Below are 23,081 nucleotides of genomic sequence, written 5' to 3'. Positions count from 1 at the left end.
CATCCCGACTCGCTTGTCGACTGGGCGGCGCTGGCGCGCGCCCGGGGCACAGTGGTGTTGCTGATGGCCGTCGACACCATCGCCAAGATCGCGGCTGTGCTGATCGAGCACGGCCGGGCCCCGGAGACCCCGGTGCTCGCCGTGCAGGACGCCGGTTGCCCGGCCAGCGGTCCGTGCCGGCCCGACTGGACGAGATCGGCGCGCTCGCCGCTCGGGAGGGCATCGGCCCGCCCGCCGTCTTCGTGCTCGGCCCGGTGGTCGCTCTCGCGACCACCGGGCGCACGGACTGACTACTCGCTGCGGGCGGTCTCCGGACCGGTGATCCGCTCCAGCAGCGGCAGGGTGGAGGCGATGACAGCGAGGCAGGCGGCCAACCCGACCACGACGATCACGTAGAAGCGTGGCTCCGGCGCGACCAGCGTGTAGTGCATCTGCGCCCGCAGGAACAGATGCGCGGCGAGCAGGCCCATCCCGATGGCGACGGCGGCGACGGCGAGCATCGGCACCGCGCTCTCCAACGCCACCACCCGGCGCAGGACGCGCACCGGAGCGCCGCTGAGGCGTAGCAGGCTGAACGGTCGTCGGCGCTCGGTGAGACCGCCGATGACGCTTACCGCGAGGCTGCACCCGCCGAGGGCGAGGCTGGCGATGATGACGACGTTTGCCAGTTGTTCCCAGCCGCGCAGCGTGTCGGCGAAGTCCGACTCGAAGTCGCCGGGCACGTTCGGCCCCACCCAGAAGGCCGGGAAGGCGGCCTCGAGGACGGTACGTGAGCGTTCGATGGCGGCTGCCGAGCCGTCCGTGTCGACGACGATCGACATCACCGGGAGCTGTTGAAGATTCCCGAGCGGGACCGACGCGGCAGGCCAGACTCGGGCGGACGACGCCGACTCCCGGAAGGGGATGAGACCCGTCGCGACCTCGGCGACGGTGGCGCCCTCGGCGCACCGGCCGTACGCGCTCGGGATCTCGGTGCACGCGATCAGGCCGGGCTCGCTGGCGTTCATCCTGTCCGGGTTCTCGCGCACCGCGGTCGCGGACCGCACGCCGGTGATCGAGCGTAGGTCGGTGAAGAGCGTGTCCGGCGTCGCCGGTGCATCCTCAGGAAGGTAGAGCGACACCTGCCCCGCCTCGGTCGACCCGACCGGCGCCGGACCGCGGTTGGCGATGATCGTGGTGATCACGCCGACGGCGACGCTCGTGACGAAGAGCGCGAGCATGATGCCGCTGATCGCCCGGAAGCCGGCCTTCGGGTTGTCGGCGAGGCGGCGCGCGGCGATGAGCGTGGCCGGGCGGTTGGCGTACCGGGCCAGGACGCGGGCGCCGACCATCGTCAGCCAGGGGCCGGCGAGGACGAGGCCGGCCATGATGAGCAGTAGTCCGGGCAGGAACACGGCGGCCTGACCGTCGGACGTTTCCGGCTTGAAGCCGATGGCGAACACCAGCACGGCGACACCGAGTAGGGCCGGGATCAGCCGGTACGCGCGCGGTGCCCGTGGCGTGACCCGCCGGGTGACGCCCAGCGGCGAGATCCGTACGCGGCGCAGCGAGATCTGGGCAGCCACCGCCGCGCCGGCCGGCACGCCGAGCGCCACCAGCAGGACGTCGAGCACGCCCAGGGACATGTCACTGGGGAAGAACGGCATGCCGGTGAACGGGATGCCCGCGAGCGGATCGCGGAAGGCGTAGAACAGGCCGAAGCCGACGGCGGTGCCGGCGACGGCGGCGGCGGTCGCCTCCACGGCGGCGACCATCGAGATCTGCCGGGGTGTCGCGCCGACCAGGCGCATCGCGGCGAAGCGCTGCTCCCGGCGGGCGGCACTGAGCCGGGTGGCGGTGCCGATGAAGATCAGCACCGGAAACAGCAGCCCGCCGGCGATGACGCCCAGGATGAGGTTGACCGTGGTCTCGGGGAGGGCGGGGGTGTCGCCGACGCTGGTGACCTGCTTCGCGGCGGGCAGCTTGGCGACCTGGTCGGGCGTGCCGCCTACGACGACGAGCAGGGTGTCCGGCGAGGTCAGCGCGGCGGGTCCGACGGTGCCCAGGTCCCGCCCCGGGTAGCGGTCGCCCAGTTGGTCCGCCGGGTGGGCGGCCAGCAGGTCGCGCAATGCGGGCGAGGCGTAGAACTCGCCGGGACCAGGGGTGGTGGGGACACCGACCGGGGTGGGCGCGGTCGAGCCGGTCGCGGCGACGTCGATTCGGATGATCTGCTTGCCGTGGAAGTAGTCGAACCGGGTCGACCACCACAGCGGGTCGGCGTCGCCGGCCGAGGCCTGGGGATACATCGATGCGTACCGGGTGAGCTGGGCGTTGACCGCGTTGACTCCGGCGAGGGTGGTCAGCAGCAGCCCGGCGCCGATCGCGACGGCGGCGGCGATGATGACCAGGCGGGTGAGCGCCTCACGGCCGCCGGCCACGGCGAGGCGAAGCCCAAAGCCGATCATGAGGCGATCCGGTCCGGCGCGTTCACGCGCCCGTCGCGGACCATGACCTCACGGTCGGCGTACGCCGCGATCCTGGGCTCGTGGGTGACCAGGATGACCGTGGTGCCCTGCTCCTGGGCGGCGCTGACCAGCAGGTCCATGACCTGCTCGCCGGTGAGTGAGTCGAGCGCGCCGGTGGGCTCGTCGGCGAAGAGGACCTGCGGCTCGGCGACCAGGCCGCGGGCCAGGGCGACGCGTTGCGCCTGCCCGCCGGACAGCTCACCCGACCGGCGCTGCTCCATGCCGCCCAGGCCGAGGCGTTCGAACCAGGCGTGCGCCCTGCGCAGCGCCTGCGTCCGGCGCACGCCGCTGAGCAACAGTGGCAGGGCGACGTTCTCCACCGCGGTGAGCTCGGGGACGAGCTGGCCGAACTGGAACACGAAGCCGAAGCGGTCACGGCGCAGACTGCTGCGCTCGGTCTCGGCCATGGAGTCGACCCGGGCCCCGTCGAAGACGATCTCGCCGGAGTCGGGCACGAGGATGCCGGCCAGACAGTGCAGCAGGGTGGACTTTCCCGAGCCGCTGGGGCCCATGATGGCGAGGATCTCGCCCGCGTTCACGGCGACGCTGGCACCGCGCAGTGCGGGGGTCTGGCCGAAGGAGAACGTCACGTCGCGTGCTTCGATCACGGCGCTCATGGCCGCACCGCCTTGCGCAGGGCGTCCAGCCGGGCGCCGGTCATCTCGATCCATCGAAGGTCCGCCTCCAGGTGGTAGAGGCCGTGGTCGGCGAGCAACGCGTCGACCAGGCTGCCGGAGCGCTTGATCTCGGTGAGGTCGCGCATCCGCTGCAGGTGCGCGCTGCGCTGGGTGTCGAGGTATTCGGCGGCGGGACGGTCCAGCATCAGCGCGAGCACGACCTTGGCGAAGAGCACGGTCTGCAGGTGTGGCTCCGGCTCGACCGGCTGGACCAGCCACTGCTCGACCTCGGTCGCGCCCAGGTCGGTGATGATGTAGCGCTTGCGGTCGGGGCCGGACCCGGGGGCGACGTCGCTGATCACCACCTTGCCGTCGCGGGCCAGTCGGCTGAGGGTGGAGTAGACCTGGCCGAACGGCAGTGGCTTACCGCGGCCGAAGAAGGCGTCGTAGTCGCGCTTCAGGTCGTATCCGTGGCTGGGCTCCCGTTCGAGGAGTCCGAGAAGGGTCAGTGGCACGCTCATGCCAGGAGACTACCCTCAGGGTATACCTCGCGTATATACCTTCAGTATCTTCTCCGCGGTCAGCCGATCAGGACGCGGGCCAGGGCGTAGCCGACCGTGGCCGCCGCGAGCCCGGCGGCGACGCTGACCAGGGCGTTGGCCAGCGCAAGAAGCCGACTGCCGCCCTTGGCCAGCCGCAGCGTTTCGTAACTGAACGTGGAGTAGGTGGTCAACGCCCCACAGAACCCGGTGCCGAGCAGCGCGCTGACCGTCGGACCGGCCGGCAACCCGACGAGTACGCCGAGCAGCAGCGACCCGACCACGTTGACGGTGAGCGTGCCCCAGGGAAACACCGAGTCGTGCCGGGACTGCACCGCCCGGTCGGTGAGGTAGCGCAGCGGCGCGCCAACGGCCGCGCCCAGGGCGATGAGCAGAACGGTCATCGGGCTGCCCGCCGTCGCAACAGGCCGGCGGTGGCGGCGTCGCCCAGCCCCACGGCGACGAGTGCCCCGAGCACCGTGGCGGCCAGGTACGCCAGCGCGATGCCCGGGGCGCCCGCGACAAATGCCTGCTGGACGTCCACCGCGTAGGTGGAGAAGGTGGTGAACCCGCCGAGCACACCGACCCCGAGGAACGGCCGGAGCAGTGGGTGTCCACCGCCGAGGTGCCCGAGCACCGCCATCAGCACGCCGATCAGCAGGCAGCCCGACAGGTTGATGCCGAACGTCGCCCACGGGAAGCCCGTCGGCGGGTGCGTGGCGGCGTGTTGCAGGCCGGCCCGGGCCAGTGCGCCGAGCACCCCACCGGCGGCGATCGTGGCGAGGATCGTCGCGGGACGCGCGGTCAACTCGCCCCGGTCGACGGGGACGCGAAGGTCGACGTCAGGGTCGGTACGCGGGTCCAGCGGCTCTGCCACGGGTCGTCAGCGTAGTGCCGGCGACGCCGGCTTCAGCGCACCGCCGCGACGGCGGCGTCGAATCCGCGACCGTGGCCCGGACGCGCACAGCCACGGCCTGCGTGGGCGACGCCGGGTCGGGCACTGGCCCGGCCCGGCGTCCTCCCGTCAGTGGGTCAGACCGCCGTGTGCGTCAACTCCGCGGCGGCCCTCGCCGGCTCGATGCGGCGGGCCAGCCGCAGCGCTCCGAGCAGGACACCCAGACCGGCCAGGGTGAGCGCGGCGCCGGCCCAGATCGGCGAGGTGTAGCCGAGTCCGGCGGCGATGGTCACGCCGCCGATCCAGGCGCCCAGCGCGTTGCCGAGGTTGAACGCTGCGATGTTCGCTCCGGACGCCAGGGTCGGCGCCTGGTTGGCGTAGTGCATGATCCGCATCTGCAGCGGCGGCACGGTGGCGAACCCGAAGCCGCCCATCAGCACCAGCGAGACGATGGTCAGCACCGGGCTCGTCGCGGTCAGCGCGAACCCGACGAGCACCATGGTGAGCACCGCCAGGACGAAGACCAGGGTGCGCGACAGCGACCTGTCCGCTGCCCGGCCGCCGAGCAGGTTGCCGGCGAACAGCCCCACTCCGAAGAGGACGAGCAGCCACGGCACGGTGCTGGTGGCGAACCCGCTGACCTCGGTGAGGGTGTACGCGATGTAGGTGAACGCACCGAACATGCCACCGAAGCCCAGGACCGTGACCACCAGCGACAGCCAGACCTGCGAGTGGGTGAAGGCACGCAGCTCGCCGTGCAGCCCACCGGCCGGCCGGTCGGCGTTGGCGGTGTCGCGAGCGGGGATGAGCAGGGCCAACCCGTTCAGCGCCACCACCCCGATGGCCGTGATCGCCCAGAACGTCGACCGCCAGCCGAAGTGCTGGCCGAGGAAGGTGCCGAAGGGCACGCCGAGGACGTTCGCGATGGTCAGGCCGGCGAACATCATGGCGATCGCGCCCGCTCGGCGGGCCGGTGCGACCAGGCCGGCGGCCACCACGGCGCCGATGCCGAAGAACGCGCCGTGGCAGAGCGCGGCGACGATCCGGCCGGCCATCATCACCGCGTAGTCGCCGGCGACGGCGGAGAGCAGGTTGCCGATGATGAAGAGCACCATCAGGCCGAGCAGCACCGGCTTGCGGGGCAGTCGGGTGACCGCCGCGGTGAGGGCCACCCCGCCGACGGCCACGCTGAGCGCGTAGCCGGAGATCAGCCAGCCGGCGACCGGCTCGGTGACCGCGAAGTCGGCGGCCACCTCGGGCAGCAGCCCCATGATCACGAATTCGGTGAGCCCGATGCCGAAGGCGCCGATGGCCAGCGCGATCAGGCCGGGCGGCAGGGACTTGTGGCGTACGGACATCGTCTTCCCATCGGGGAGGGGGCAAATATGCGGCGTGTGCAACTACACGCGCCGACAACTAAATAGTTGCACGCGCCTGATATCGGCGCAAGCGTGGTAGCCTGGGGCCGTCCAGATCACACCTGAGGAGGGCCGGCATGGGCATCGCCGACGACGCGGTCGAGATCCGCGCGCAGGGTTGGCGCACCCTCGCCGCCCTGCACGGGCTGATCGAGACGTCCCTGGAGCGGGCGCTGCAGGCCGCCCACGACCTGTCCGTCGTCGAATACACGGTGCTCGACGCGCTCTCCCGCCAGGACGGCTGGCACATGCGGATGAGCCAGCTCGGTCGGGCCGCCGCGCTCTCCAGCAGCGCCACCACCCGCCTGGTCACCCGGCTCGAGCAGCGCGGCCTGCTCACCCGCATCCTCTGCGCCGACGACCGGCGTGGCATCTACACCGAGCTGACCCCAGCCGGCTCCGACCTGCTCGCCCAGGCCCGGCCCACCCATGACCGGGTGCTCACCGACGCGCTCGCCGAGGCGGAGGCCACCCCCGAGTTGGCACCCCTGGTCGACGCCCTGCACCGGCTGCCGACCACCCGCTGACCGCCGCGTCAACCGTCGCGACGGCGGGCGTACGGTACCCGCAGCCCCACCGGGACCGCCGCGCCAAGGAGGCAACCGATGCAGGACCGCACCCCTCGTCCGCAGGAGCTGGAGCCGATCGAGCGCGCCAGCATCGACGAGCTGCGTGCCCTGCAAGGCGAACGGCTGCGCTGGTCGTTGCGGCACGCGTACGACAATGTGCCGCACTACCGCCGCGCGTTCGACGAGGTCGGGGTGCACCCCGACGACTGCCGGGACCTCGCCGACCTGGCCCGCTTCCCGTTCACCGGCAAGGCGGAGCTGCGGGAGAACTACCCGTTCGGCATGTTCGCCGTACCCCGCGAGCGGGTCGCCCGGCTGCACGCCTCCTCCGGCACCACCGGCCGGCCGACGGTGGTCGGCTACACCCGCGACGACCTGCGCACCTGGGCGCGACTGATGGCCCGCTCGATCCGGGCCTCGGGCGGTCGCCCCGGCGACCGGGTGCACGTGGCGTACGGCTACGGGCTCTTCACCGGCGGTCTGGGCGCGCACTACGGTGCCGAGGAGCTGGGGTGCACGGTCATCCCCGTCTCCGGGGGCATGACCGAGCGTCAGGTCATGTTGATCCGCGACTTCGAGCCCGAGGTCATCATGGTCACGCCCAGCTACATGCTGGCCATCGTGGACGAGATGCGCCGGCAGGGTGTCGACCCACGGGCCACCTCACTACGGGTGGGCATCTTCGGTGCGGAACCATGGACCGAGGACATGCGCCGGGAGATGGAGCAGCAGCTGGACATCCACGCGGTGGACATCTACGGGCTCTCCGAGGTGATGGGCCCCGGCGTCGCCACCGAGTGTGTCGAGACCAAGGACGGGCTGCACCTCTGGGAGGACCACTTCTACCCGGAGATCATCGACCCGGTCAGCGGGGCGGTGCTGCCCGACGGCGAGCAGGGTGAGCTGGTGTTGACCTCCCTGACCAAGGAGGCGATGCCGGTGGTGCGCTACCGCACCCGCGACCTGACCCGGCTGCTGCCCGGCACCGCCCGCCCGATGCGCCGGATCGAGAAGATCACCGGTCGGACCGACGACATGATGATCGTGCGTGGGGTGAACATCTTCCCCACCCAGATCGAGGAGCTGATCCTGCGGACCCCGCAGCTGTCGCCGCACTTCCAGTGCGTCCTCGACCGGCAGGGTCGATTGGACACCCTGACGGTACGGGTGGAGCGCCGGGCCGGGGCCGCCGTGGACGCCGCCGAACGGGCCGGCGCGACACTCGTCGAGCTGGTGAAGAACACCATCGGCGTGAGCGTGGCGGTCGACGTTCTGGCCCCGGATGCGGTGGAGCGGTCGGTGGGCAAGATGCGCCGCATCGTGGACCAGCGCCGGGCCGGCTGAACGGCTGGCCGACGACGATCGGTGGCAGCTCGGCAGGGCTGCGCTCGGCGTGTCGCATCGCTCACCTGCCAACGATCATCGGGGCGCCCGACTCCGTCGCCGCTGGCATAGGATCCGGTCCATGCGAGTGCTGGTGGTCTCCGCTCCGCTGGTCGGGCACGTCTTCCCGTTGGTGCCACTCGCCGTCGCGCTGCGCGACGCCGGCCACGACGTGCTGCTGGCCGCCGGTGACAGTGGCCTGGCCGCCGCCGAGGCGGGCCTGCCGGTGCGCGACATCGCGCCGGGCTTCGACTTCGGCCGGATCGCGCGGCGGGTCTTTCCCCGGCATCCGTTCATCGCCCGCGCCGAGATGGCCGGCACCGCCGACACCCGGGGCGCCGGCCTGCTCTTCGGCGCGCTCAACGACCAGCTCACCGACCCGGTCGTCGCGCTGGCCACCGAGTGGCGACCGGATCTGGTGCTGCACGAGCCGTTCGCGGTGGCCGGCGCGGTGGCCGCCGCCCGGCTGGGCGTACCGGCGGTCCGCCAGGAGAACTCCCTCTTCGACGGTCGGAAGCTGGTGGCCGCCACCACCGCCCGACTCGGTCCCGCCCTGCGTCGGCACGGCCTGAGCGAGCTGCCCGCACCGGCCGCCGCCCTGGCCGTGGCCCCGCCCAGCGTCGCTACACAGCGGGGCTGGCCGATGCGCCACGCCTCGTACGTCGGTGGCGGCGAGCTGCCGGCCTGGCTGCGCGAGCCGGGTGGGCGACCCCGGATCCTGGTCACCCGCAGCACCCTGACCGGCCCCGGCGACCAGGGGCCGATGCCCGCCGTGGTCGCGGCCGCCGCCGAGGTGGACGCCGAGATCGTGCTGGTCCGACCGGACCGCCGTACGGCAGCCCGCACACTGCCCGACAACGTCCGCGTGGTCGATTGGATCCCGCTCGACGAGGCGTTGCCGGCGAGCGCGGCGCTGGTGCACCACGGCGGCGCGGGCAGCGCTCTCGGCGCCCTCGCCGCCGGGCTGCCCCAACTGGCCACGACGGGTCCGGGGGACCGCCGGCACAACGCCGAGCTGGTGGCCCGCCGGGGCGCCGGCCTGGCGCTGCGCCCCCGTGACATCACCGCGCAGTCGCTGACCCAACTGGTCACCGACGATCACCTCCGTGACGCCGCCGGGCAGGTCAGCCGCGAGATGGCCGCGATGCCGGCGCCGGCCGACCTCGTCGCGCGACTGGCGGCGTTGGCCTGACGTTCGCCCCGCGTGGCCGCACCGGCCGGCGGGTCGGCTGCGGCAGGATGACGGAATGCGACACGTCGTGCTGTTCCACTCCGTGTACGGGCTGCGGCCCGCCGTGCGCGCCGCCGCCGACCGGATGCGCGTCGCCGGGCACCAGGTCGCCACACCCGATCTGTACGGCGTCCCGGCTCCCGACAGCGTCGAGGAGGGCTTCGCACTGCTCGACAAGATCGGCCAGGAGGTGGTGCTGGACCGGGCTCGGGAAGCGCTGCGTGACCTGCCGGCGGAGGCCGTGCTCGCCGGCTTCTCGATGGGTGCCGGTGTGGCCGGGGCGCTGCTGGCCGAGCGCCCCGACTCGGCCGGTCTGCTCCTGCTGCACGGCACCGGTGGCGCAGCGGACGCGGTCCGGACCGGCTTGCCGGTGCAGCTGCACCTCGCCGACCCGGACCCGTACGACGCGCCGGACGAGGTCGACGAGTGGCAGCAGGCGCTGACCGACGCCGGCGCCGACCTGACGGTGTTCCGCTATCCCGGTGTGGGACACCTGTTCACCGACCCGGACCTGGCCGAGTACGCCCCGGACGCCGACGCGGCGACCTGGCCACGGGTGCTGGCCTTCCTGGCTGACCGCTGACCCGCGCGAGCATCCTCGCGACGGACAACCGCGCCGGCCAGGGGTTCAGTTGGCGGTTGCCCCGATGCGCGGAGGCGTGGCGGTGCCGTGCACCCGCTTGGCGTGTGCGGCGAAGAGCCGGGGACCGATGCTCGGCCCGAGCAGTAGCAGCACGGCTGGGGCAATCCTACTCATCGCACCTGGTCCGATATGGTGGCGCCACCATCAAGATCCTTAAATGGGGTGGCCAGTGGCGACGACAGACTTCGACGACTACGAGCGTTCGCGCTGGGCCGGGCGCGCGACGGCCTTCGACCGCAGCTTCGCCTCGCTCTGCGCCCATCCCGCTTCCGCGTTGTTGGACGCCGCCAGCGTCGGTGCGGGCAGTCGAGTGCTCGATGCCGGCACCGGTTCCGGGACCGTCGCCCGGTTGGCGTGCGCTCGCGGTGCCGCCGTCGTCGCCGTCGACGCCGAGGCCAGCATGGTGGAGCTGGCGCGCAGCCGGCTCCCGTCCGCCGAAGAGGTCCGCCTCGCGGCTCTGCCCCACCTGCCGTTCCCCTCCGGGTGTTTCGACGCGGCCGTCGCGAACTTCGTGATCAATCACGTGGGGGATCCGCTGGCTGCGATCGGCGAACTCCGGCGGGTCGTTCGGCCGGCGGGCCGGATCGCGGTGACCATCTGGCCCTACCCCCCGCCGGAGGCCCAGCGGCTCTGGGGTGAGGTCTTCGACGCCGCAGGGTTCGACCCGCCGATCGCGGTGCCGAACGTGGACGCGGACAGGGACTTCCCACGTACCGCCGATGGGTTGGCGGGCCTGCTCGACATGGCCGGGCTCACCGACGTGCGCTGCGACACGATCACCTGGGTGCATCGCACCGACCCCGAGGCGTGGTGGAGTGGCCCTGCCAACGGGATCAGCAAGCCGGGTCTGCTGATGGAGGCCCAACCGCCGGACGTGATCGTCCGCATCCGCGCCGCGTACGACGAGCTGACCGCCGCCTACCGTGACGCGGACGGCCTGCTCGCACTGCCGACCGCGGCGCTGCTGGCCTCGGCGTCCGTGCGGTAGAGGTCGCCGCGATCGGTGGCAGCTCGGCAGGGCGGCGCTCGGCGTGTCGCACTGCTCAGCTGCCAACGATCAAGGGGCAAGCCCTCAGGCGGAGGCGGCCAGGTTCTGCGGCCGACCGATCGACGGCGGGCGAGGTGCGGCGCGCACCGGTCCGGGCGGAGCGCCGACACCGGCACGGCCGCCCCGTCCGGCTGCCCCTGGCACGGCAGGCACTGCACGGATCGCCACCGGGGACCGGTCGACGTCCGAGGGCCAGTGACCGCCTGCATTGGCCCGCGCCGCGGACACCACTGCGGCCTGGGTCGCCACTGTGGCCGGGGTCGGTGGGACCGCACCGGTCGGCGCGACGGCTCGGAGCCGGCCGGAGCCGGGTGGGCGGTTGGTCTGCCGGGTCGGCGCGGCCGGTGGGGTGGCCATCGTCGGGGCGGGGACGCGTCGGCGCTCCGCCGGGTCGGTGGCGGTGGCTCGTGGCGCCGGGGCCAGGGCCGCGAGGACGGTGTCGAGGCTGGCCCGGGAACGGACGGCGTCCAGACGCACGACCTTGGCGGGCCGGGCGGCCGCGCCGCCGACGACAGCACCGACGGCACCAGCCCGGACCACGGCCGGACGGTCGACGGGGTCGAGGGCGTCCAGGCGGACGGTGTCGAGGCGCGGGGCGTTCGCGGCCCGGCGGGCGAAGACGGCCCGCAGCGCGCGGGGCAACCGTTCGGCGGCGACCTGGCGCAGCGCGGGAGCCGCGAACGCGTACCCGTCCGCGTGGTGGGCGAGCAGCAGCCCGGCGGTGACCAGGGCGCGTAGTGCCGGTGCGGAGCGACCGGGCTTCCAACCGAGCGCCCGGTCGATCGTCGCCGACGAGATCACACCGCCGAGGATGCCGGCGGCCATCAGGACCGCTCGCCGCTCACCGTCGAGGTGGTCCAGCTCGGCGGCGACGGCCCGGCGTACCGCCTCGGGCAGCGAGAGCGCCACCAGGTCGGCGCCGTCCACGAGCGATGCCACGTACGCCGCCGCGTGCCCGGGGCGGCCGCCCACCAGCGGCAGCAGCCGGTCGACCAGGGCCACCGGCTGGCCGGCCCGGGTCAGCAGGTGGCGCAACAGCCGCCCGGACTGCACCGTGGCCAGCGGGCGGATCGTCACCCGTCGAGCCGGGCCGGGCCGGGTGTCGGTCCACTGCGGTTGGTGCAGGGTGAGCATGGCCAGCGGCAGCCCGCGCGCCGTCGCCGCGTTGAACAGCCCACGCAGGAACCGGCTCACCGCCGGCCCCGCACGGTCCACGTCGTCCACGGCGACGATCAGCGGCCGCTGCGCGGCCAGGCGCAGCAGGATCTCCCGGCAGATCGCCGCGCCCGCCGACGCCGTCGGCGAGCCGTCCGGGATGCTCAACAGACGCTGTAGCACCGGGACCGCCGTCGCGACCTGCGTCGGCGGGAACAACGGCGTCAGGGCGGCGACCAACCGGTCGTGGACCACCGCCGCGCCGTCGCCGTGCCGGACCCCGGCGAGGCCGCGGAGCAGTTCGGCGACCGGCGCCAGGACCTGATCGGGGTACGGCTGGCAGGTCGTCACACACCAGCGCACCGACAATCCGTCCACGGTGGTCAGCCCACGGGCCAACTCGTGCAGCAGCCGGCTGCGGCCACTGCCGGTGGGGCCGACCAGGGAGACCCAGCGCGGGTTCTTCGTGCGGATCGCCCAGCTCACCTGGTCCCGAATGGTCGCCAGCTCGCGGCGGCGACCGATCAGCGGGCCGTCGTGCTGGTCGGCGCCGGGGCGTACCGGACCGACGGCGTGCCAGACCGGCACCGGTGGTACCCGACCGGCGACCGGCACCGGCGTGAGTTGACGCTGGGTGATGAGGCCTGCGGTGGCTCGGGCGGTGGCCGCGCAGAGTGCGACGGCGCCAGGTGGCGCGTACTCCTGCAGGCGGGCCGCGGTGGTGATCACCGCGCCGCTGGCCACGCCGTGCCCGCCGCTGACCGCGCCACCCAGGTCGACGACGACCTCGCCGGTGGCGACACCGACGCGAACCCGCAGTTTGATGCCCCCGACCATCGGCCGGCGGTCCAGCGCGGCCTGGATCTCCAGTCCGGCGCGCACCGCCCGGTACGCGTCGAAGCCGTCGGAGTGCCGGGCGCCGAAGAGCGCCATCACCGCGTCGCCGACGTACTTCTCGACCACCCCCTGCCAGCGGTGCAGGACGCCGGAGACGGTGTCGAAGTACACCCGCTGCAAGGCGCGGACGTCCTCCGGGTCGAGCCGGTCCACAAGCGCCGTGGAACCGACGATGTCGGCGAAGAGCACGGTGACGGTGCGTCTCTCCTCCGGCACCGGCCAGTCTGGGGTCGTGGTCCGCCGCGCGTCGCCGACGATGATGGTGGTGGTCATAGGTGTCGCACCGACCCTTCTCCCCGTTGATGCCTGATGACCTCCGGAGATTGACATTCTTGGGCCGACGGGGGATCTGCCGAACGACGTATGTCGGCCACCTGCAACCTTTAGTCGCAAAGTCGACGCGAGGAGTACCACAAGCGGCGGTTGGCCGTAGAACGGTTTGGGGACCTGTGATTAGGCTGCGTGCCATGGCCAGCGATGTGGACACCGCACCGCTCGTGGGCCGGGCCGAGCTGGTGCAGACGGTTCGGTCCGCGATGCTCGGTGACGCCGCGCACGGGCAGACCGCCGCGGTCTTCCTGACCGGTGAGAGCGGTGTGGGCAAGACCCGGCTGTTGGGCGAGATCGGCGACCAGTTGCGTGAGCAGGGTGCCGTGGTGCTCACTGGCAGCTGCCTGGACATTGGCGACGCCTCCCCGCTGCACCCGCTGCTGCAGGCACTGCGCCGCTTCGACGCCGACGTGTCCACCTCACACGCACGCACCTCCTCGGCCGTGCGTGGGTTGCTGCAGATGTTCGCCGACGAGACCGCCGGCCCGGACGGCGCGGGCGCGTTGCTGGAGCGGGTCAGCCGCGGGCTGCACCTGATCGCCGAGGGCAGACCACTGGTGTTGATCCTCGACGACCTGCAGTGGGTCGACCGGAGCACCCGGCAACTTCTGCTCTACCTGTTGGCGGGGCTCGGCGACCTCCAGCTCTCCGTGCTGGCGGCGGTGCGCGCCGAGTCGTTGCAGGGTGCCCACCCGCTGCGCCGGGTGCTCACCGAGTTGCGTCGGTTGCGGACGGTGCGGGTGCTCGACCTGGCGCCGCTGGGTCGGGCCGACACCGAGAAGCTGGCCGCCGCCGTGGTCGGCCGGACGCTGTCCGCCGACGCGGCCGAGCAGGTGTGGCAGCGCAGCGGTGGTAACCCGTTCGTCATCGAGGAGCTGGCCCGCGATCTGCGTGACGGCCGCGTCGGTCTGTCCGAGACGCTGCGGGAGATCTTCCTCGACCGGGTCGACGCGCTGCCCCAGCACGCGCACGCGGTGGTGCACGCGGTGGCCGCCGGCGTCGAGCCGGTGCAGCACTGGCTGCTGGCCCAGGTGCTGCGGATGCCGGAGGACGAGCTGATCGACGCGGCCCGTGCCGCCGTGGCGCACCGGCTGCTGGTCGGCGCCGACGACGGCTACCGGCTGCGGCACCGGCTGGTGGCCGAGGTGCTGGCGCACGAGTTGCTGCCGGCCGAGCGTTCCGGGCTGCACCGTCGCTACGCGGAGGCGCTGACCGCGGCGCCGGGTGAGCTGCACCAGGCCCGGCTCGCGCACCACTGGCGGTTGGCCGGTGAGCCGGCGCGTGCGTTGCCGGCGGCGGTGGCCGCCGCGCAGGAGGCCGAGCGGCTGCACGGTTACGCCGAGGCGCACCGGCACTGGTCGGCGGCGTTGCAACTGGCCGCCGACCCGGGCCCGCTGGCGATGGACCGTGTCGAACTTCTCGAGAACGCTGCCGAGGCGGCCCACCACTGTGGGGAGCACGCTCGCGCGCTGGCCCTGCTGGAGGAGGTGGCCACGCTGCGCGGCGGCGAGCCGAGCTGTGCGCTGCACATCCGCCGGGCCCGCTACCTCGCCGCCGCCGGTCGTTCGGCGCTGGCCGAGGAGGAGTACCAGCGGGCGTTGAAGGCGGCGGACTGCTCCCCGCGGGACCGGGCCACCGCCGCCGCGCGCCTGGCCGAGCTGCTGCTGCACCTGGGTCGGTACGCCGATGCCGGCGAGCGGGCCCGGGAAGCGCTGGCGTTGGCGGCCAATGTGGAGGGCACCGCCACCGAGGTGGTGCTGGCCAGCTCCGCGCTCGGCTTCAGCGACGCCTACCTGGAGGACCCCGACGCCGGCCTGGCGGTCATGCGTGACGCCCTCGACACCGCCGAGCGCGCCGGCCAGCCCGAGGACGTGGCCTGCGCGTACCTGCACCTGGCGGAGCTGCTGACCGGTCCCCTGAACGTCCTCGAAGAGGGCGTCGTGGTGGCCCGGCGTGGCGCCGAGCGGGTGGCCGAGCTGGGGCTGGGCCGCACCTGGGGGACGCGGCTGCTGGCCGTGGCCATCAACGGGCTGTTCCGGGTGGGCCAGTGGGCCGAGGCGGAGAAGGTGGTCGCCGCCGCCCTGCGGCACCGGCCGTCCGGCGCGGACGCCGTCGAGCTGCTGCTCGCCCGGTGCCGGCTCTCGGTGGGCTACGGCGACATCGAGGCCGCCGGTCGGGACCTCGACGCGGTGGCGACCCTGCTCGCCGGCGGCGGAGCGCGGCACGTCATTCCGCTGCTCACCCTGCGCTCCGGGCTGGCGATGTGGGAGGGCCGGCACGATGTGGCGCGGTTGGCGGTGCAACGCGGCCTCACCGAGAGCCGTTCCGACGACGTGATGATCCTGTCCGCGCTGGTCTGGCACGGCCTGCGCGCCGAGGCCGAGGCGCACGCCAGCCGCACCGTGGCCGTGGACCCGACAGCGGTACGCCGGCTGCGGGACGTGGCGGAGCGAATGGCCCGCAAGAGTGTCGGCGCCGCTCGTCCGGTCCGGTCGGTGGTGGAGGCGTTTTTGGCCCTCTGCGCCGCCGAGGTGAGCCGCCTCGACGGCAGCGACCCGGAGCTGTGGGCCACGTCGGTCACCGAGTGGGATCGCCGTCATCACCCCTACCCGGCGGCGTACTCGCGGCTGCGGCAGGCCGAGGCGCTGCTGGCTCGCCGCAGTCGGGTGGCGACCGCCGGCAAGCTGCTGCGTGAGGCGTACCGGGTGGCGCAGGGGTTGGGCGCGGTGCCGTTGACCTCGGAGATCCGCGAGCTGGCCGGGCGGGCCCGGGTGTCACTGGAGGAGCGCGAGACCACCGGCGGTACGCGGGGCGCACCCGTTGAGTCCTCCGGCGACGAGTTGGCGGTGCTCACCGCACGGGAGCGGGAAGTCCTCGCCCTTGTCGCGGAAGGGTTGACCAACAAGGAGATCGGGCAGCGGCTGTTCATCAGCGAGCGGACCATCGGCGTGCACGTGTCGCACATCTTCGACAAGCTCCAGGTCCGTACCCGAGTTCAGGCCAGCGCGATCCAGTTGCGCAACGTCCGGGGCTGACCGACCGCTCCGTTTTCCGACGTGTGTGTGCGCCGGGATACGTCGTTCTACTGATTCGGCGACCGGGTGTCGACTGAAAGGCTGAGCCGCGTCGACGACGGCACGGGGGATGCCGCCGACCACCATGGAGGAGAGATGACCGAACCGGTCTGGGGGCCCGTGCACCGGGACATCGTCGACCTGCTCGCCGACCATCCCGCGGACGTGCCGGCCGTGGTCGATCACCTCACGAAGCTTCAGGACATGCTGGTGCGGCTGCCTCCCCTGGAGGAGAGTTGCCCGCTGGCCGACTTCAACCGGCTCTACCTGACCATCACCAGCAGCGTGCTCGACGGGCTGTACGACGACCGCTTCGTCGACCCGGCCTTTCTCTCCCGGCTCGACGTCGAGTTCGCCGCGCGGTATTTCGATGCGATGCGGATGTGGACCGACTCCAGCCCGGGCACCCCGAAGGCGTGGTCGTGCCTCTTCGAGCGGATGCGTGGGCCGGACGCCCGCCCGTTGCCCTCGGCGGCGGCCGGCGTCAACGCGCACATCAACTTCGACCTGCCGTTCGCGTTGGTGACCACGTTCGACCACCTGGAGTCGGAGCCGGTCGACGGCAGCGACCAGCACCACGACTACCTCGAGATCAACAAGATCTTCGCGGACAAGATCCCTGGCCTGCGCCGGGGCTATCTGGAGCGGTGGCAGCTGCTCATCGACATGCTCAACGGTGACATCGACGACTGGTACCAGGGGGAACTGGTCGAGTACACCCGCGATGTCGCCTGGCGTAACGCGCAGAAGATCTGGCGGTGCCGGCACGATCCGGACGCCCGCGAGTGTGAGCGCACGCGGTTGGACGACAACGCCGCGGCGCTCGGCCGGCTGCTGCTTTCGCCCCTGGGGGCGTTCCTGCAGTAGCCGGGACGGGGGGTCCCCGCGCTCCGCCCCGTGGGGGGCGGCGGAGCGCGGGGGCGCGTCCCACCAGCTCCGCCCACCCCGGGTGGCCGCCGAAGGTTCGGTCGGCCCCAGGGGGTACAGCCGGTCGGCTCCGGGGGGTGTCGACCGTCTGCCACCGTCGGCCGACCCGGGGGGTGCCGGCCGGCGGTGGGGGAGGGGCGTCGCGCTCGTGCCGACGGTGGCATTTCCGGGGTGTCGGCGGGCTCGTACCGGGTACGCCCGCGCCATGACCGTCCTGGCCCGGCGTCGGCCCGCCGCCCGCCCCCGACCCGCTCGGCCCGGCCCCCTGCGGCCGGGTGGCCCGGTGCCGCGACCCACCACCCGGCCCGGTGCGCGGTGACCGGCGCCGCGACGCGGTTCCCGTTCCGTTTCGATCCGGCGTTCCGCCCCGTGTTGGCGCTGCTGGGGGTCCGCCCGGCGACGGCCTGGGTCGCCGTCACCGACCGGGAGCTGTTGATCCGGTACGGGCCGTGGCGGCTGCGGACCGACCGGGCGAACGTGATTGCCGTCGAGCTGAGCGGCCCGTACCGCTGGTGGCGGGTGATCGGGCCGCACCTGTCGATGGTCGACGGGGGTGCGAGCTTCGGCAGCAGCACGGCCGGCGGGATCTGCCTGCGCTTCGGCGTACCGGTGCCGGCCCTGCTGCCTGGCGGGCGGCCACGACACCCGGCGGCGACGGTGACCGTCGCCGATCCGCCCGCGCTGGCCCGGCTGCTCGCGGTCTAGGGAGCTGTCCTGACCAGGCCACCCACCTGCCCGGTTCCGCCGGCCGGGCCCCGCGCTACCGCCTACCGTCGGAGCAGGACCTGTGAGGGTGGGACTGGCGATGGGTGACGAGCACCGGGCGAAACCACGACGCTGGAACGGACGTCGCCACGCGCCGACCGGGCCGGACCCGGCACTGCGGGCGGCTCGCGACCCGGCCCGCCCGCACCGGGGCGGCCGGCAGGGTGTCGTGGTGCCCGAGCGTGTGGCCTCCCCGGCCCGGTCGGCGCCGCCGACCAGCCCACTGCGCCGGTGGCTCTTCCAGCACCGGGTGCAGCCGCCCGGCCCGGAGACGACCGAGGGGCAGAACCGTCGGCACGCCTGGTGGCAGGTGATGTGCCTGACCGGTGTCGACTACTTCTCCACGCTGTCGTACCTGCCGGGCATCGCGGCGTTGGCGGCCGGTGCGCTCTCCCCGCTGGCAACCCTGTTGATCGTCGCGCTCACCCTGTTCGGCATGCTGCCGATGTACCGGCGGGTGGCTCACGAGAGCCCGCACGGGCAGGGGTCGGTGGCGATGCTGGAGCGGCTGCTGCCGTTCTGGCGGGGCAAGGTCTTCGTACTGGTGCTGCTCGGCTTCGTGGCCACCTCCTGGATCATCACGATCACGCTCTCCTCGGCCGACGCCACCGTGCACCTGATGGAGAACCCGTACCTGCCGGACGCCCTGCACGGCCCGCAGGCCCCGGTCGTGGTGACCGTGGTGCTGCTGCTCATCCTCGGCGGGGTGTTCCTGCTCGGCTTCCGCGAGGCGGTGGTGGTGGCCATCCCGCTGGTCGCGATCTTCCTGGTTCTGAACGCGGTGATCGTCGTGGTCGCGGTGAGCCGAATCGTCGCCGACCCGGACATCGTGTCGAACTGGACCGCCGCGTTGACGTCGACCGGCGGCGGGCCGGGGCACGTGCTGCTCACCGCGGTGCTGGCTTTCCCGCTGCTGGTGCTGGGGCTGTCCGGTTTCGAGACGGGGGTCAGCATGATGCCCCTGGTCTCGGCCGAGGGGCCGGACCGGGCGGCGCGGCTCGCCGCCCGGATCCGCAACACCCGCCGACTGCTCACCACCGCCGCGCTGATCATGTCGGTGTACCTGATCTCGACGACCTTCGTGACCACGGCGCTCATCCCGCAGGAGGAGTTCCGACCCGGCGGCGCCGCCAGCGGGCGGGCGCTGGCGTTCCTGGCGCACACCTACCTGGGTGAGGTGTTCGGCAGTGTCTACGACGTGAGCAGCGTGCTCATCCTCTGGTTCGCCGGCGCCTCGGCGATGGCCGGGCTGATCAACATCGTGCCGCGCTACCTGCCCTCGTACGGCATGGCACCCGAGTGGGCGCGGGCGGTGCGCCCGGTGGTGATCGTCTACACCGTGGTCAGCATCGCCATCACGATCGCCTTCTCAGCCGACGTCAACGCTCAGGCCGGGGCGTACGCGACCGGCATCCTGGCGATGATGGTCTCCGCGGCGGTGGCGGTGACGATCTCCGCGGCGCGTCACCACCAGCGCACCTTCGCGATCGGGTTCACCGTGCTCACCCTGGTGCTGCTGTACGCGCTGCTGGAGAACGTGATCGAGCAGCCGGACGGGATCACCATCTCCGCGCTGTTCATCCTCGGCATCATCGTGGTCTCGTTGGTCTCCCGGGTCACCCGGACCACCGAGCTGCGCGCCGAGCGGATCGAGTTCGACGAGCCGGCCCGTCGATTCATCACCGAGTCGCTGGCCCACGACGGGCAACTGCACCTGATCGCCAACAAGAGGCAGAGCGGGTCGGTGAAGGAGTACACGGTCAAGGAACGGGGGCAGCGCGGGATGAATCCGGTGCCCGGTGCCGCGGACGTGCTGTTCCTGGAGATCGACGTGGTCGATCCGTCGGAGTTCAGTCAGGTGCTGCGGGTGCACGGGATCGAGGTGGGTGGCTTCCGGGTGTTGCGGGCCAGCAGTGCGGCCGCGCCCAACGCGATCGCCGCGATCCTGCTGGCCCTGCGTGACGCCACCGGGGTTCGGCCGCACGCGCACTTCGAGTGGTCGGAGGGGAGCCCGATCGCGCACCTGGCGCGCTATCTCATCCTCGGTCGCGGCGACACCCCGCCGGTGGTACGGGAGATCATCCGCCGGACCGAGCCGGACCCGTTGCGTCGTCCCGGCATCCACGTCGGCGGGTGACGAGGGGCCGGTTTGGCGGGTTCGAAGATGAATGGGGGCACTATTCACGTTCACGCCTTCTTGTCCGTATTGCGGACCTATCGTGACGTTTGGTGGCCGGCGGTACGTCGAGCCCCCCGCGCCCGGATTGGCGCGCGGTCACGTCAGGCAGGCAGGAAGGCAGGCACCTTTGATGTCCTCGTACCGAAAAGGAGACCGCGAGATCCGACCCAGGCGGCGGTCCCGGTGGTTCTTAGCCAGCGGCTTCCTGGCGGGAAGCCTCGTCGTGGGAGCGGCCGGGGCGGCCGGCGTGGCCGCTGCCGCGGACCGGGCCCTCTCGCTCCCCGGTCTGAACCGGCTGTCCCCGACGGCCGGAAGTGACGACGCCCGCCGCGCCGGCGATCAGGACGCGGCGGAGCGCGACCAGGGCGGCGCCGAGCGGGCCCGCCCGACCACCCCGGGCACCGGCAAGCGCGGCGTGGTGTCGGTGCCCTGCGACGCGGCAAAGCTGGTGGCGGCACTGGTGACGGCCAACGCCGAGGGCGGCGCGGAGCTGCGGCTCGCCCCCAAGTGCCGCTACGTCCTCACCGAGGCGTTCCACGAGACCGACCAGTACGACGGGGGGATCCGCGACGCACGGGAAGCGGCCGACGCCGCGGAGACCCCGGGTGACGCCGACGCCCCGCCGCACAACCCGGCCGACGACACCGCCGGCCTGCCGGTGATCTACCAGCCCATCACGATCGACGGCGCGGGCGCCACCATCGCCCGGGAGGCCCAGGCCGCCGCGTTCCGCTTCTTCACCGTCCGCGACGGCGGCGAGTTGACGTTGCGCGACGTGGAACTGCACAACGGCCGCTCGGCCATCGAGGGCGGCAGCGTGCACGTGGTGCACGGCGCCACCGCCGTGGTGGAACGGGTCACCGTCACCCAGAGCACGTCGCTGTCGCCCGAGGGGGGCGGCGGGGGCATCTTCAACGACGGCAACATGGTGGTCACCGATTCCACGTTCATCGGCAACAGCGCCGCCGGCGCCGCGGGCAAGGGCGGGGGCCTGCTCAACGGTGGTGTGCTGACGCTGAAGCGCTCCGAGTTCCACCGCAACAGCGCCAACGCGTACGGCGGCGGGCTCGGCAACTACCGTGGTGCGGCCGACGTGGAGAGCGTCTCCTTCACCCAGAACAGCGCCGGCCAGGGCGGCGGGCTGGCCAGCTTCTCGGCCCGGACGAAGGTCGTCGACACCGAGCTGCTGAACAACACCGCGCATATCGGCGGCGGCGCCGCGAACTCCGACGCGGTGCTGGTGATGCGCAAGATGACCATCCGCGGCAACACGTCCACCGTCAACGGTGGCGGCATCTCGACCGTGAAGGGCCTGACGCCGCTCGACGACAGCGTGGTCGACGGCAACACCACCCACGGTTTCGGCGCCGGCATCTACGCGGAGAAGGCGAACCTGCTGGTCCGCGGCAGCGACGTGACCCGCAACGAGGGGGTGGGCGCCGCGTCCAGCGGCGGCGGCATCTACGCGAACGCGGGCTCGGTGGCGATCTACACCAGCAAGGTCACCCACAACGCGTCGACGGCGAAGCCCGGCGGCATCTTCGCGGTGCACGCCCAGGTCAAGCTCGACGACGAGAGCGTTGTCGTGGAGAACGAGCCGACCAACTGCGAGGGCAGCACGGCTCCGATCGCGCACTGCTTCCGCTGAGCAGGACCCGCGCACCCAGCGCGCAGCCGGCCGCCCCGACGATCAGTCGGGGCGGCCGACGCCGATGAGGTCGGATCAGCTCATTGCGCGTAGGCGGCCGGAGAGGTTCGCGGCGAAGAAGTTGAGGAAGCCGTCCGGGTCGGGGCCGGCGTTCTGCAGGACGATGTGGTCGAAGCCCGCGTCGACGTACGACCGGACCTTGTCGACGTGCGGCTCCGGGTCGGGCCCGACGGCGAAGAGTTGGCGGATGTGCTTCTCCTCGACGTACGCGCTGGCCGCGTCGAAATTGACCGGGTTCGGCAGTTCGCTCATCACCTTCCAGCCGGTGACCATCCACCGGCTGGTCTGCAACACCGCCTGCACCGCCTGGTGCTCGTCGCTGGCCCAGGCCAACGGCACCTCGGCGTAGCGCGGGCCCGACCCACCGGCGCGTCGGTAGTGCTCGACGATCGACGCCTCCGGCTCGGTGGCGAACAGCCCGTCGCCCAACTCGGCGGCGAGACGGGCCGATGCCTCACCACTGGCCGCGACCGCGATCACCGGCGGGGTGTCCGGCAGGTCGAAGACCTGGGCGTCCTCCAGTTGCAGGTGCCGACCCTCGTACGACTGGTAGCCGCCCTGCCAGAGCAGTCGAATGATCTCCAACGCCTCGCGGAGTCGCTCGTGCCGGCCCCGCACGCTCGGGAAGCCCTGCCCGACCACGTGCTCGTTGAGTCGCTCGCCGGCCCCCACCCCGAGGGTGAACCGCCCGTCGGAGATCAGCGCCATGGTCGCCGCGGCCTGCGCGATGATCGCCGGGTGGTAGCGGACGGTCGGGCAGGTGACGCCGGTGGCCAGGCGCAGGGTGCTGGTCCTGGCGGCGATGGCGCCGAGCACGCTCCAGGTGAAGGACGAGTGTCCCTGCGCGTCCAGCCAGGGGTGGAAGTGGTCGCTCATCTCGACGAAGTCGAAACCAGCCTGCTCGGCCTGGACGGCCTGCCGGATGATCTCCTGTGGGCCGTAGCCCTCCGAGGCCAGCTTGTAGCCGATCTGCATGCCACGCTCCCGATTCCGTCCGCCGACTGACGCCGGGTCGGTTCCCGGCCTCGGCACCGACAAACGCCGTCGAGACCTGCAAACCAGCCTCCTAGGATGCCGTACGGGATGTGCGGTGGCGGACGGCCACACAGACACCGACCACGTCGCGAACAGCTGAGGCGCCCTACCGACGGACGCCGGCCCGCGCCCCCCGAATCGAGGGGCACGGGCCGGCGCGCGTC

At 72.6% G+C, this 23,081-nt stretch carries 19 protein-coding genes and 1 pseudogene; 11 read left to right on the top strand and 9 right to left on the bottom strand.

The window, feature by feature from the left end:
- Nucleotides 1–290 (top strand): annotated as a pseudogene (locus JOD64_RS32600) (SAM-dependent methyltransferase); the annotation flags it as partial.
- Here JOD64_RS32600 and JOD64_RS32595 read toward each other — a convergent pair.
- The 6 genes from JOD64_RS32595 to JOD64_RS32570 form a co-directional block, all read right to left on the bottom strand.
- Nucleotides 291–2,444 carry an ABC transporter permease gene (locus JOD64_RS32595; protein WP_204945818.1) on the bottom strand — a complete coding sequence of 718 codons (2,154 nt, stop codon included), beginning with the start codon at nucleotides 2,442–2,444 and terminating at the stop codon, nucleotides 291–293.
- Entirely contained in the window at nucleotides 2,441–3,121 is a 681-nt protein-coding gene (locus tag JOD64_RS32590; protein WP_204945817.1) for an ABC transporter ATP-binding protein, read from the bottom strand. The genes JOD64_RS32595 and JOD64_RS32590 overlap by 4 nt, the downstream gene beginning before the upstream one ends.
- Nucleotides 3,118–3,642 carry a PadR family transcriptional regulator gene (locus tag JOD64_RS32585; protein WP_204945816.1) on the bottom strand — a complete coding sequence of 175 codons (525 nt, stop codon included), beginning with the start codon at nucleotides 3,640–3,642 and terminating at the stop codon, nucleotides 3,118–3,120. Before JOD64_RS32585 ends, JOD64_RS32590 begins: the two co-directional genes overlap by 4 nt.
- Nucleotides 3,643–3,701: 59 nt before the next feature.
- Complete coding sequence (crcB, locus tag JOD64_RS32580; protein WP_204945815.1) at nucleotides 3,702–4,064, bottom strand: fluoride efflux transporter CrcB; 363 nt, start codon at nucleotides 4,062–4,064, stop codon at nucleotides 3,702–3,704.
- Nucleotides 4,061–4,537: a fluoride efflux transporter FluC gene (locus JOD64_RS32575; protein ID WP_204945814.1), complete on the bottom strand. Its 477-nt coding sequence runs from the start codon at nucleotides 4,535–4,537 to the stop codon at nucleotides 4,061–4,063. The genes crcB and JOD64_RS32575 overlap by 4 nt, the downstream gene beginning before the upstream one ends.
- A gap of 155 nt (nucleotides 4,538–4,692) precedes the next feature.
- Complete coding sequence (locus JOD64_RS32570) at nucleotides 4,693–5,913, bottom strand: MFS transporter (protein ID WP_239559751.1); 1,221 nt, start codon at nucleotides 5,911–5,913, stop codon at nucleotides 4,693–4,695.
- Nucleotides 5,914–6,050: 137 nt separating this feature from the next.
- Between JOD64_RS32570 and JOD64_RS32565 the strand changes: the two genes are divergently transcribed.
- The 4 genes from JOD64_RS32565 (at nucleotide 6,051) to JOD64_RS32550 (ending at nucleotide 9,739) form a co-directional block, all read left to right on the top strand.
- Complete coding sequence (locus JOD64_RS32565; RefSeq protein ID WP_204945813.1) at nucleotides 6,051–6,500, top strand: MarR family winged helix-turn-helix transcriptional regulator; 450 nt, start codon at nucleotides 6,051–6,053, stop codon at nucleotides 6,498–6,500.
- Nucleotides 6,501–6,578: 78 nt separating this feature from the next.
- A complete protein-coding gene (gene paaK / locus JOD64_RS32560; RefSeq protein ID WP_204945812.1) occupies nucleotides 6,579–7,886 on the top strand; it encodes a phenylacetate--CoA ligase PaaK in 1,308 nt (435 codons plus the stop codon).
- A 121-nt stretch (nucleotides 7,887–8,007) separates the two neighbouring features.
- Nucleotides 8,008–9,117 carry a nucleotide disphospho-sugar-binding domain-containing protein gene (locus tag JOD64_RS32555; RefSeq protein ID WP_204945811.1) on the top strand — a complete coding sequence of 370 codons (1,110 nt, stop codon included), beginning with the start codon at nucleotides 8,008–8,010 and terminating at the stop codon, nucleotides 9,115–9,117.
- 55 nt (nucleotides 9,118–9,172) lie between these two features.
- A complete protein-coding gene (locus JOD64_RS32550) occupies nucleotides 9,173–9,739 on the top strand; it encodes a dienelactone hydrolase family protein (RefSeq protein ID WP_204945810.1) in 567 nt (188 codons plus the stop codon).
- A gap of 45 nt (nucleotides 9,740–9,784) precedes the next feature.
- Here the strand turns inward: JOD64_RS32550 and JOD64_RS33660 are convergent, their stop codons facing one another.
- Nucleotides 9,785–9,913: a hypothetical protein gene (locus JOD64_RS33660; RefSeq protein ID WP_275581626.1), complete on the bottom strand. Its 129-nt coding sequence runs from the start codon at nucleotides 9,911–9,913 to the stop codon at nucleotides 9,785–9,787.
- Nucleotides 9,914–9,956: 43 nt separating this feature from the next.
- Here JOD64_RS33660 and JOD64_RS32545 point away from each other — a divergent pair, with 43 nt between their 5' ends.
- A complete protein-coding gene (locus JOD64_RS32545; RefSeq protein ID WP_239559750.1) occupies nucleotides 9,957–10,787 on the top strand; it encodes a class I SAM-dependent methyltransferase in 831 nt (276 codons plus the stop codon).
- 84 nt (nucleotides 10,788–10,871) lie between these two features.
- Here the strand turns inward: JOD64_RS32545 and JOD64_RS32540 are convergent, their stop codons facing one another.
- The gene (locus JOD64_RS32540; RefSeq protein WP_204945809.1) at nucleotides 10,872–13,172 is read right to left on the bottom strand and encodes an adenylate/guanylate cyclase domain-containing protein; all 2,301 of its coding nucleotides are present in this window, start codon (nucleotides 13,170–13,172) and stop codon (nucleotides 10,872–10,874) included.
- A gap of 194 nt (nucleotides 13,173–13,366) precedes the next feature.
- On the opposite strand from JOD64_RS32540, the gene JOD64_RS32535 reads away from it, so the two are divergent.
- The 5 genes from JOD64_RS32535 to JOD64_RS32515 all read left to right on the top strand — a co-directional run bounded on the left by JOD64_RS32535 (nucleotide 13,367) and on the right by JOD64_RS32515 (nucleotide 21,822).
- A complete protein-coding gene (locus JOD64_RS32535; protein WP_204945808.1) occupies nucleotides 13,367–16,264 on the top strand; it encodes a helix-turn-helix transcriptional regulator in 2,898 nt (965 codons plus the stop codon).
- A 135-nt stretch (nucleotides 16,265–16,399) separates the two neighbouring features.
- Nucleotides 16,400–17,170: a DUF5995 family protein gene (locus JOD64_RS32530; RefSeq protein ID WP_204945807.1), complete on the top strand. Its 771-nt coding sequence runs from the start codon at nucleotides 16,400–16,402 to the stop codon at nucleotides 17,168–17,170.
- Nucleotides 17,171–17,545: 375 nt separating this feature from the next.
- Complete coding sequence (locus tag JOD64_RS32525) at nucleotides 17,546–17,935, top strand: hypothetical protein (protein WP_204945806.1); 390 nt, start codon at nucleotides 17,546–17,548, stop codon at nucleotides 17,933–17,935.
- A 100-nt stretch (nucleotides 17,936–18,035) separates the two neighbouring features.
- Nucleotides 18,036–20,132: an APC family permease gene (locus JOD64_RS32520; protein WP_204945805.1), complete on the top strand. Its 2,097-nt coding sequence runs from the start codon at nucleotides 18,036–18,038 to the stop codon at nucleotides 20,130–20,132.
- Between the two features lie 172 nt (nucleotides 20,133–20,304).
- A complete protein-coding gene (locus JOD64_RS32515; protein ID WP_204945804.1) occupies nucleotides 20,305–21,822 on the top strand; it encodes a hypothetical protein in 1,518 nt (505 codons plus the stop codon).
- 75 nt (nucleotides 21,823–21,897) lie between these two features.
- Here the strand turns inward: JOD64_RS32515 and JOD64_RS32510 are convergent, their stop codons facing one another.
- Complete coding sequence (locus tag JOD64_RS32510) at nucleotides 21,898–22,857, bottom strand: TIGR03557 family F420-dependent LLM class oxidoreductase (protein ID WP_204945803.1); 960 nt, start codon at nucleotides 22,855–22,857, stop codon at nucleotides 21,898–21,900.
- Nucleotides 22,858–23,081: the final 224 nt, after the last annotated feature.

Origin of the sequence: Micromonospora luteifusca (assembly GCF_016907275.1) — a bacterium.
GTDB classification, from domain to species: domain Bacteria; phylum Actinomycetota; class Actinomycetes; order Mycobacteriales; family Micromonosporaceae; genus Micromonospora; species Micromonospora luteifusca.
This window is presented reverse-complemented; position numbering and strand designations above follow the sequence as displayed.

Bases quoted from the DNA above. Each gene is read 5' to 3' on its own strand.
- JOD64_RS32555 (WP_204945811.1), top strand. From the start codon at position 8,008: ATGCGAGTGCTGGTGGTCTCCGCTCCGCTGGTCGGGCACGTCTTCCCG.
- JOD64_RS32545 (WP_239559750.1), top strand. From the start codon at position 9,957: ATGGGGTGGCCAGTGGCGACGACAGACTTCGACGACTACGAGCGTTCG.
- JOD64_RS32540 (WP_204945809.1), bottom strand. From the start codon at position 13,172: ATGACCACCACCATCATCGTCGGCGACGCGCGGCGGACCACGACCCCA.
- JOD64_RS32570 (WP_239559751.1), bottom strand. From the start codon at position 5,913: ATGTCCGTACGCCACAAGTCCCTGCCGCCCGGCCTGATCGCGCTGGCC.
- JOD64_RS32520 (WP_204945805.1), top strand. From the start codon at position 18,036: ATGGGTGACGAGCACCGGGCGAAACCACGACGCTGGAACGGACGTCGC.
- JOD64_RS32550 (WP_204945810.1), top strand. From the start codon at position 9,173: ATGCGACACGTCGTGCTGTTCCACTCCGTGTACGGGCTGCGGCCCGCC.
- JOD64_RS32565 (WP_204945813.1), top strand. From the start codon at position 6,051: ATGGGCATCGCCGACGACGCGGTCGAGATCCGCGCGCAGGGTTGGCGC.
- paaK (WP_204945812.1), top strand. From the start codon at position 6,579: ATGCAGGACCGCACCCCTCGTCCGCAGGAGCTGGAGCCGATCGAGCGC.
- crcB (WP_204945815.1), bottom strand. From the start codon at position 4,064: ATGACCGTTCTGCTCATCGCCCTGGGCGCGGCCGTTGGCGCGCCGCTG.
- JOD64_RS33660 (WP_275581626.1), bottom strand. From the start codon at position 9,913: ATGAGTAGGATTGCCCCAGCCGTGCTGCTACTGCTCGGGCCGAGCATC.
- JOD64_RS32590 (WP_204945817.1), bottom strand. From the start codon at position 3,121: ATGAGCGCCGTGATCGAAGCACGCGACGTGACGTTCTCCTTCGGCCAG.
- JOD64_RS32535 (WP_204945808.1), top strand. From the start codon at position 13,367: ATGGCCAGCGATGTGGACACCGCACCGCTCGTGGGCCGGGCCGAGCTG.
- JOD64_RS32585 (WP_204945816.1), bottom strand. From the start codon at position 3,642: ATGAGCGTGCCACTGACCCTTCTCGGACTCCTCGAACGGGAGCCCAGC.
- JOD64_RS32515 (WP_204945804.1), top strand. From the start codon at position 20,305: ATGTCCTCGTACCGAAAAGGAGACCGCGAGATCCGACCCAGGCGGCGG.
- JOD64_RS32595 (WP_204945818.1), bottom strand. From the start codon at position 2,444: ATGATCGGCTTTGGGCTTCGCCTCGCCGTGGCCGGCGGCCGTGAGGCG.
- JOD64_RS32510 (WP_204945803.1), bottom strand. From the start codon at position 22,857: ATGCAGATCGGCTACAAGCTGGCCTCGGAGGGCTACGGCCCACAGGAG.
- JOD64_RS32530 (WP_204945807.1), top strand. From the start codon at position 16,400: ATGACCGAACCGGTCTGGGGGCCCGTGCACCGGGACATCGTCGACCTG.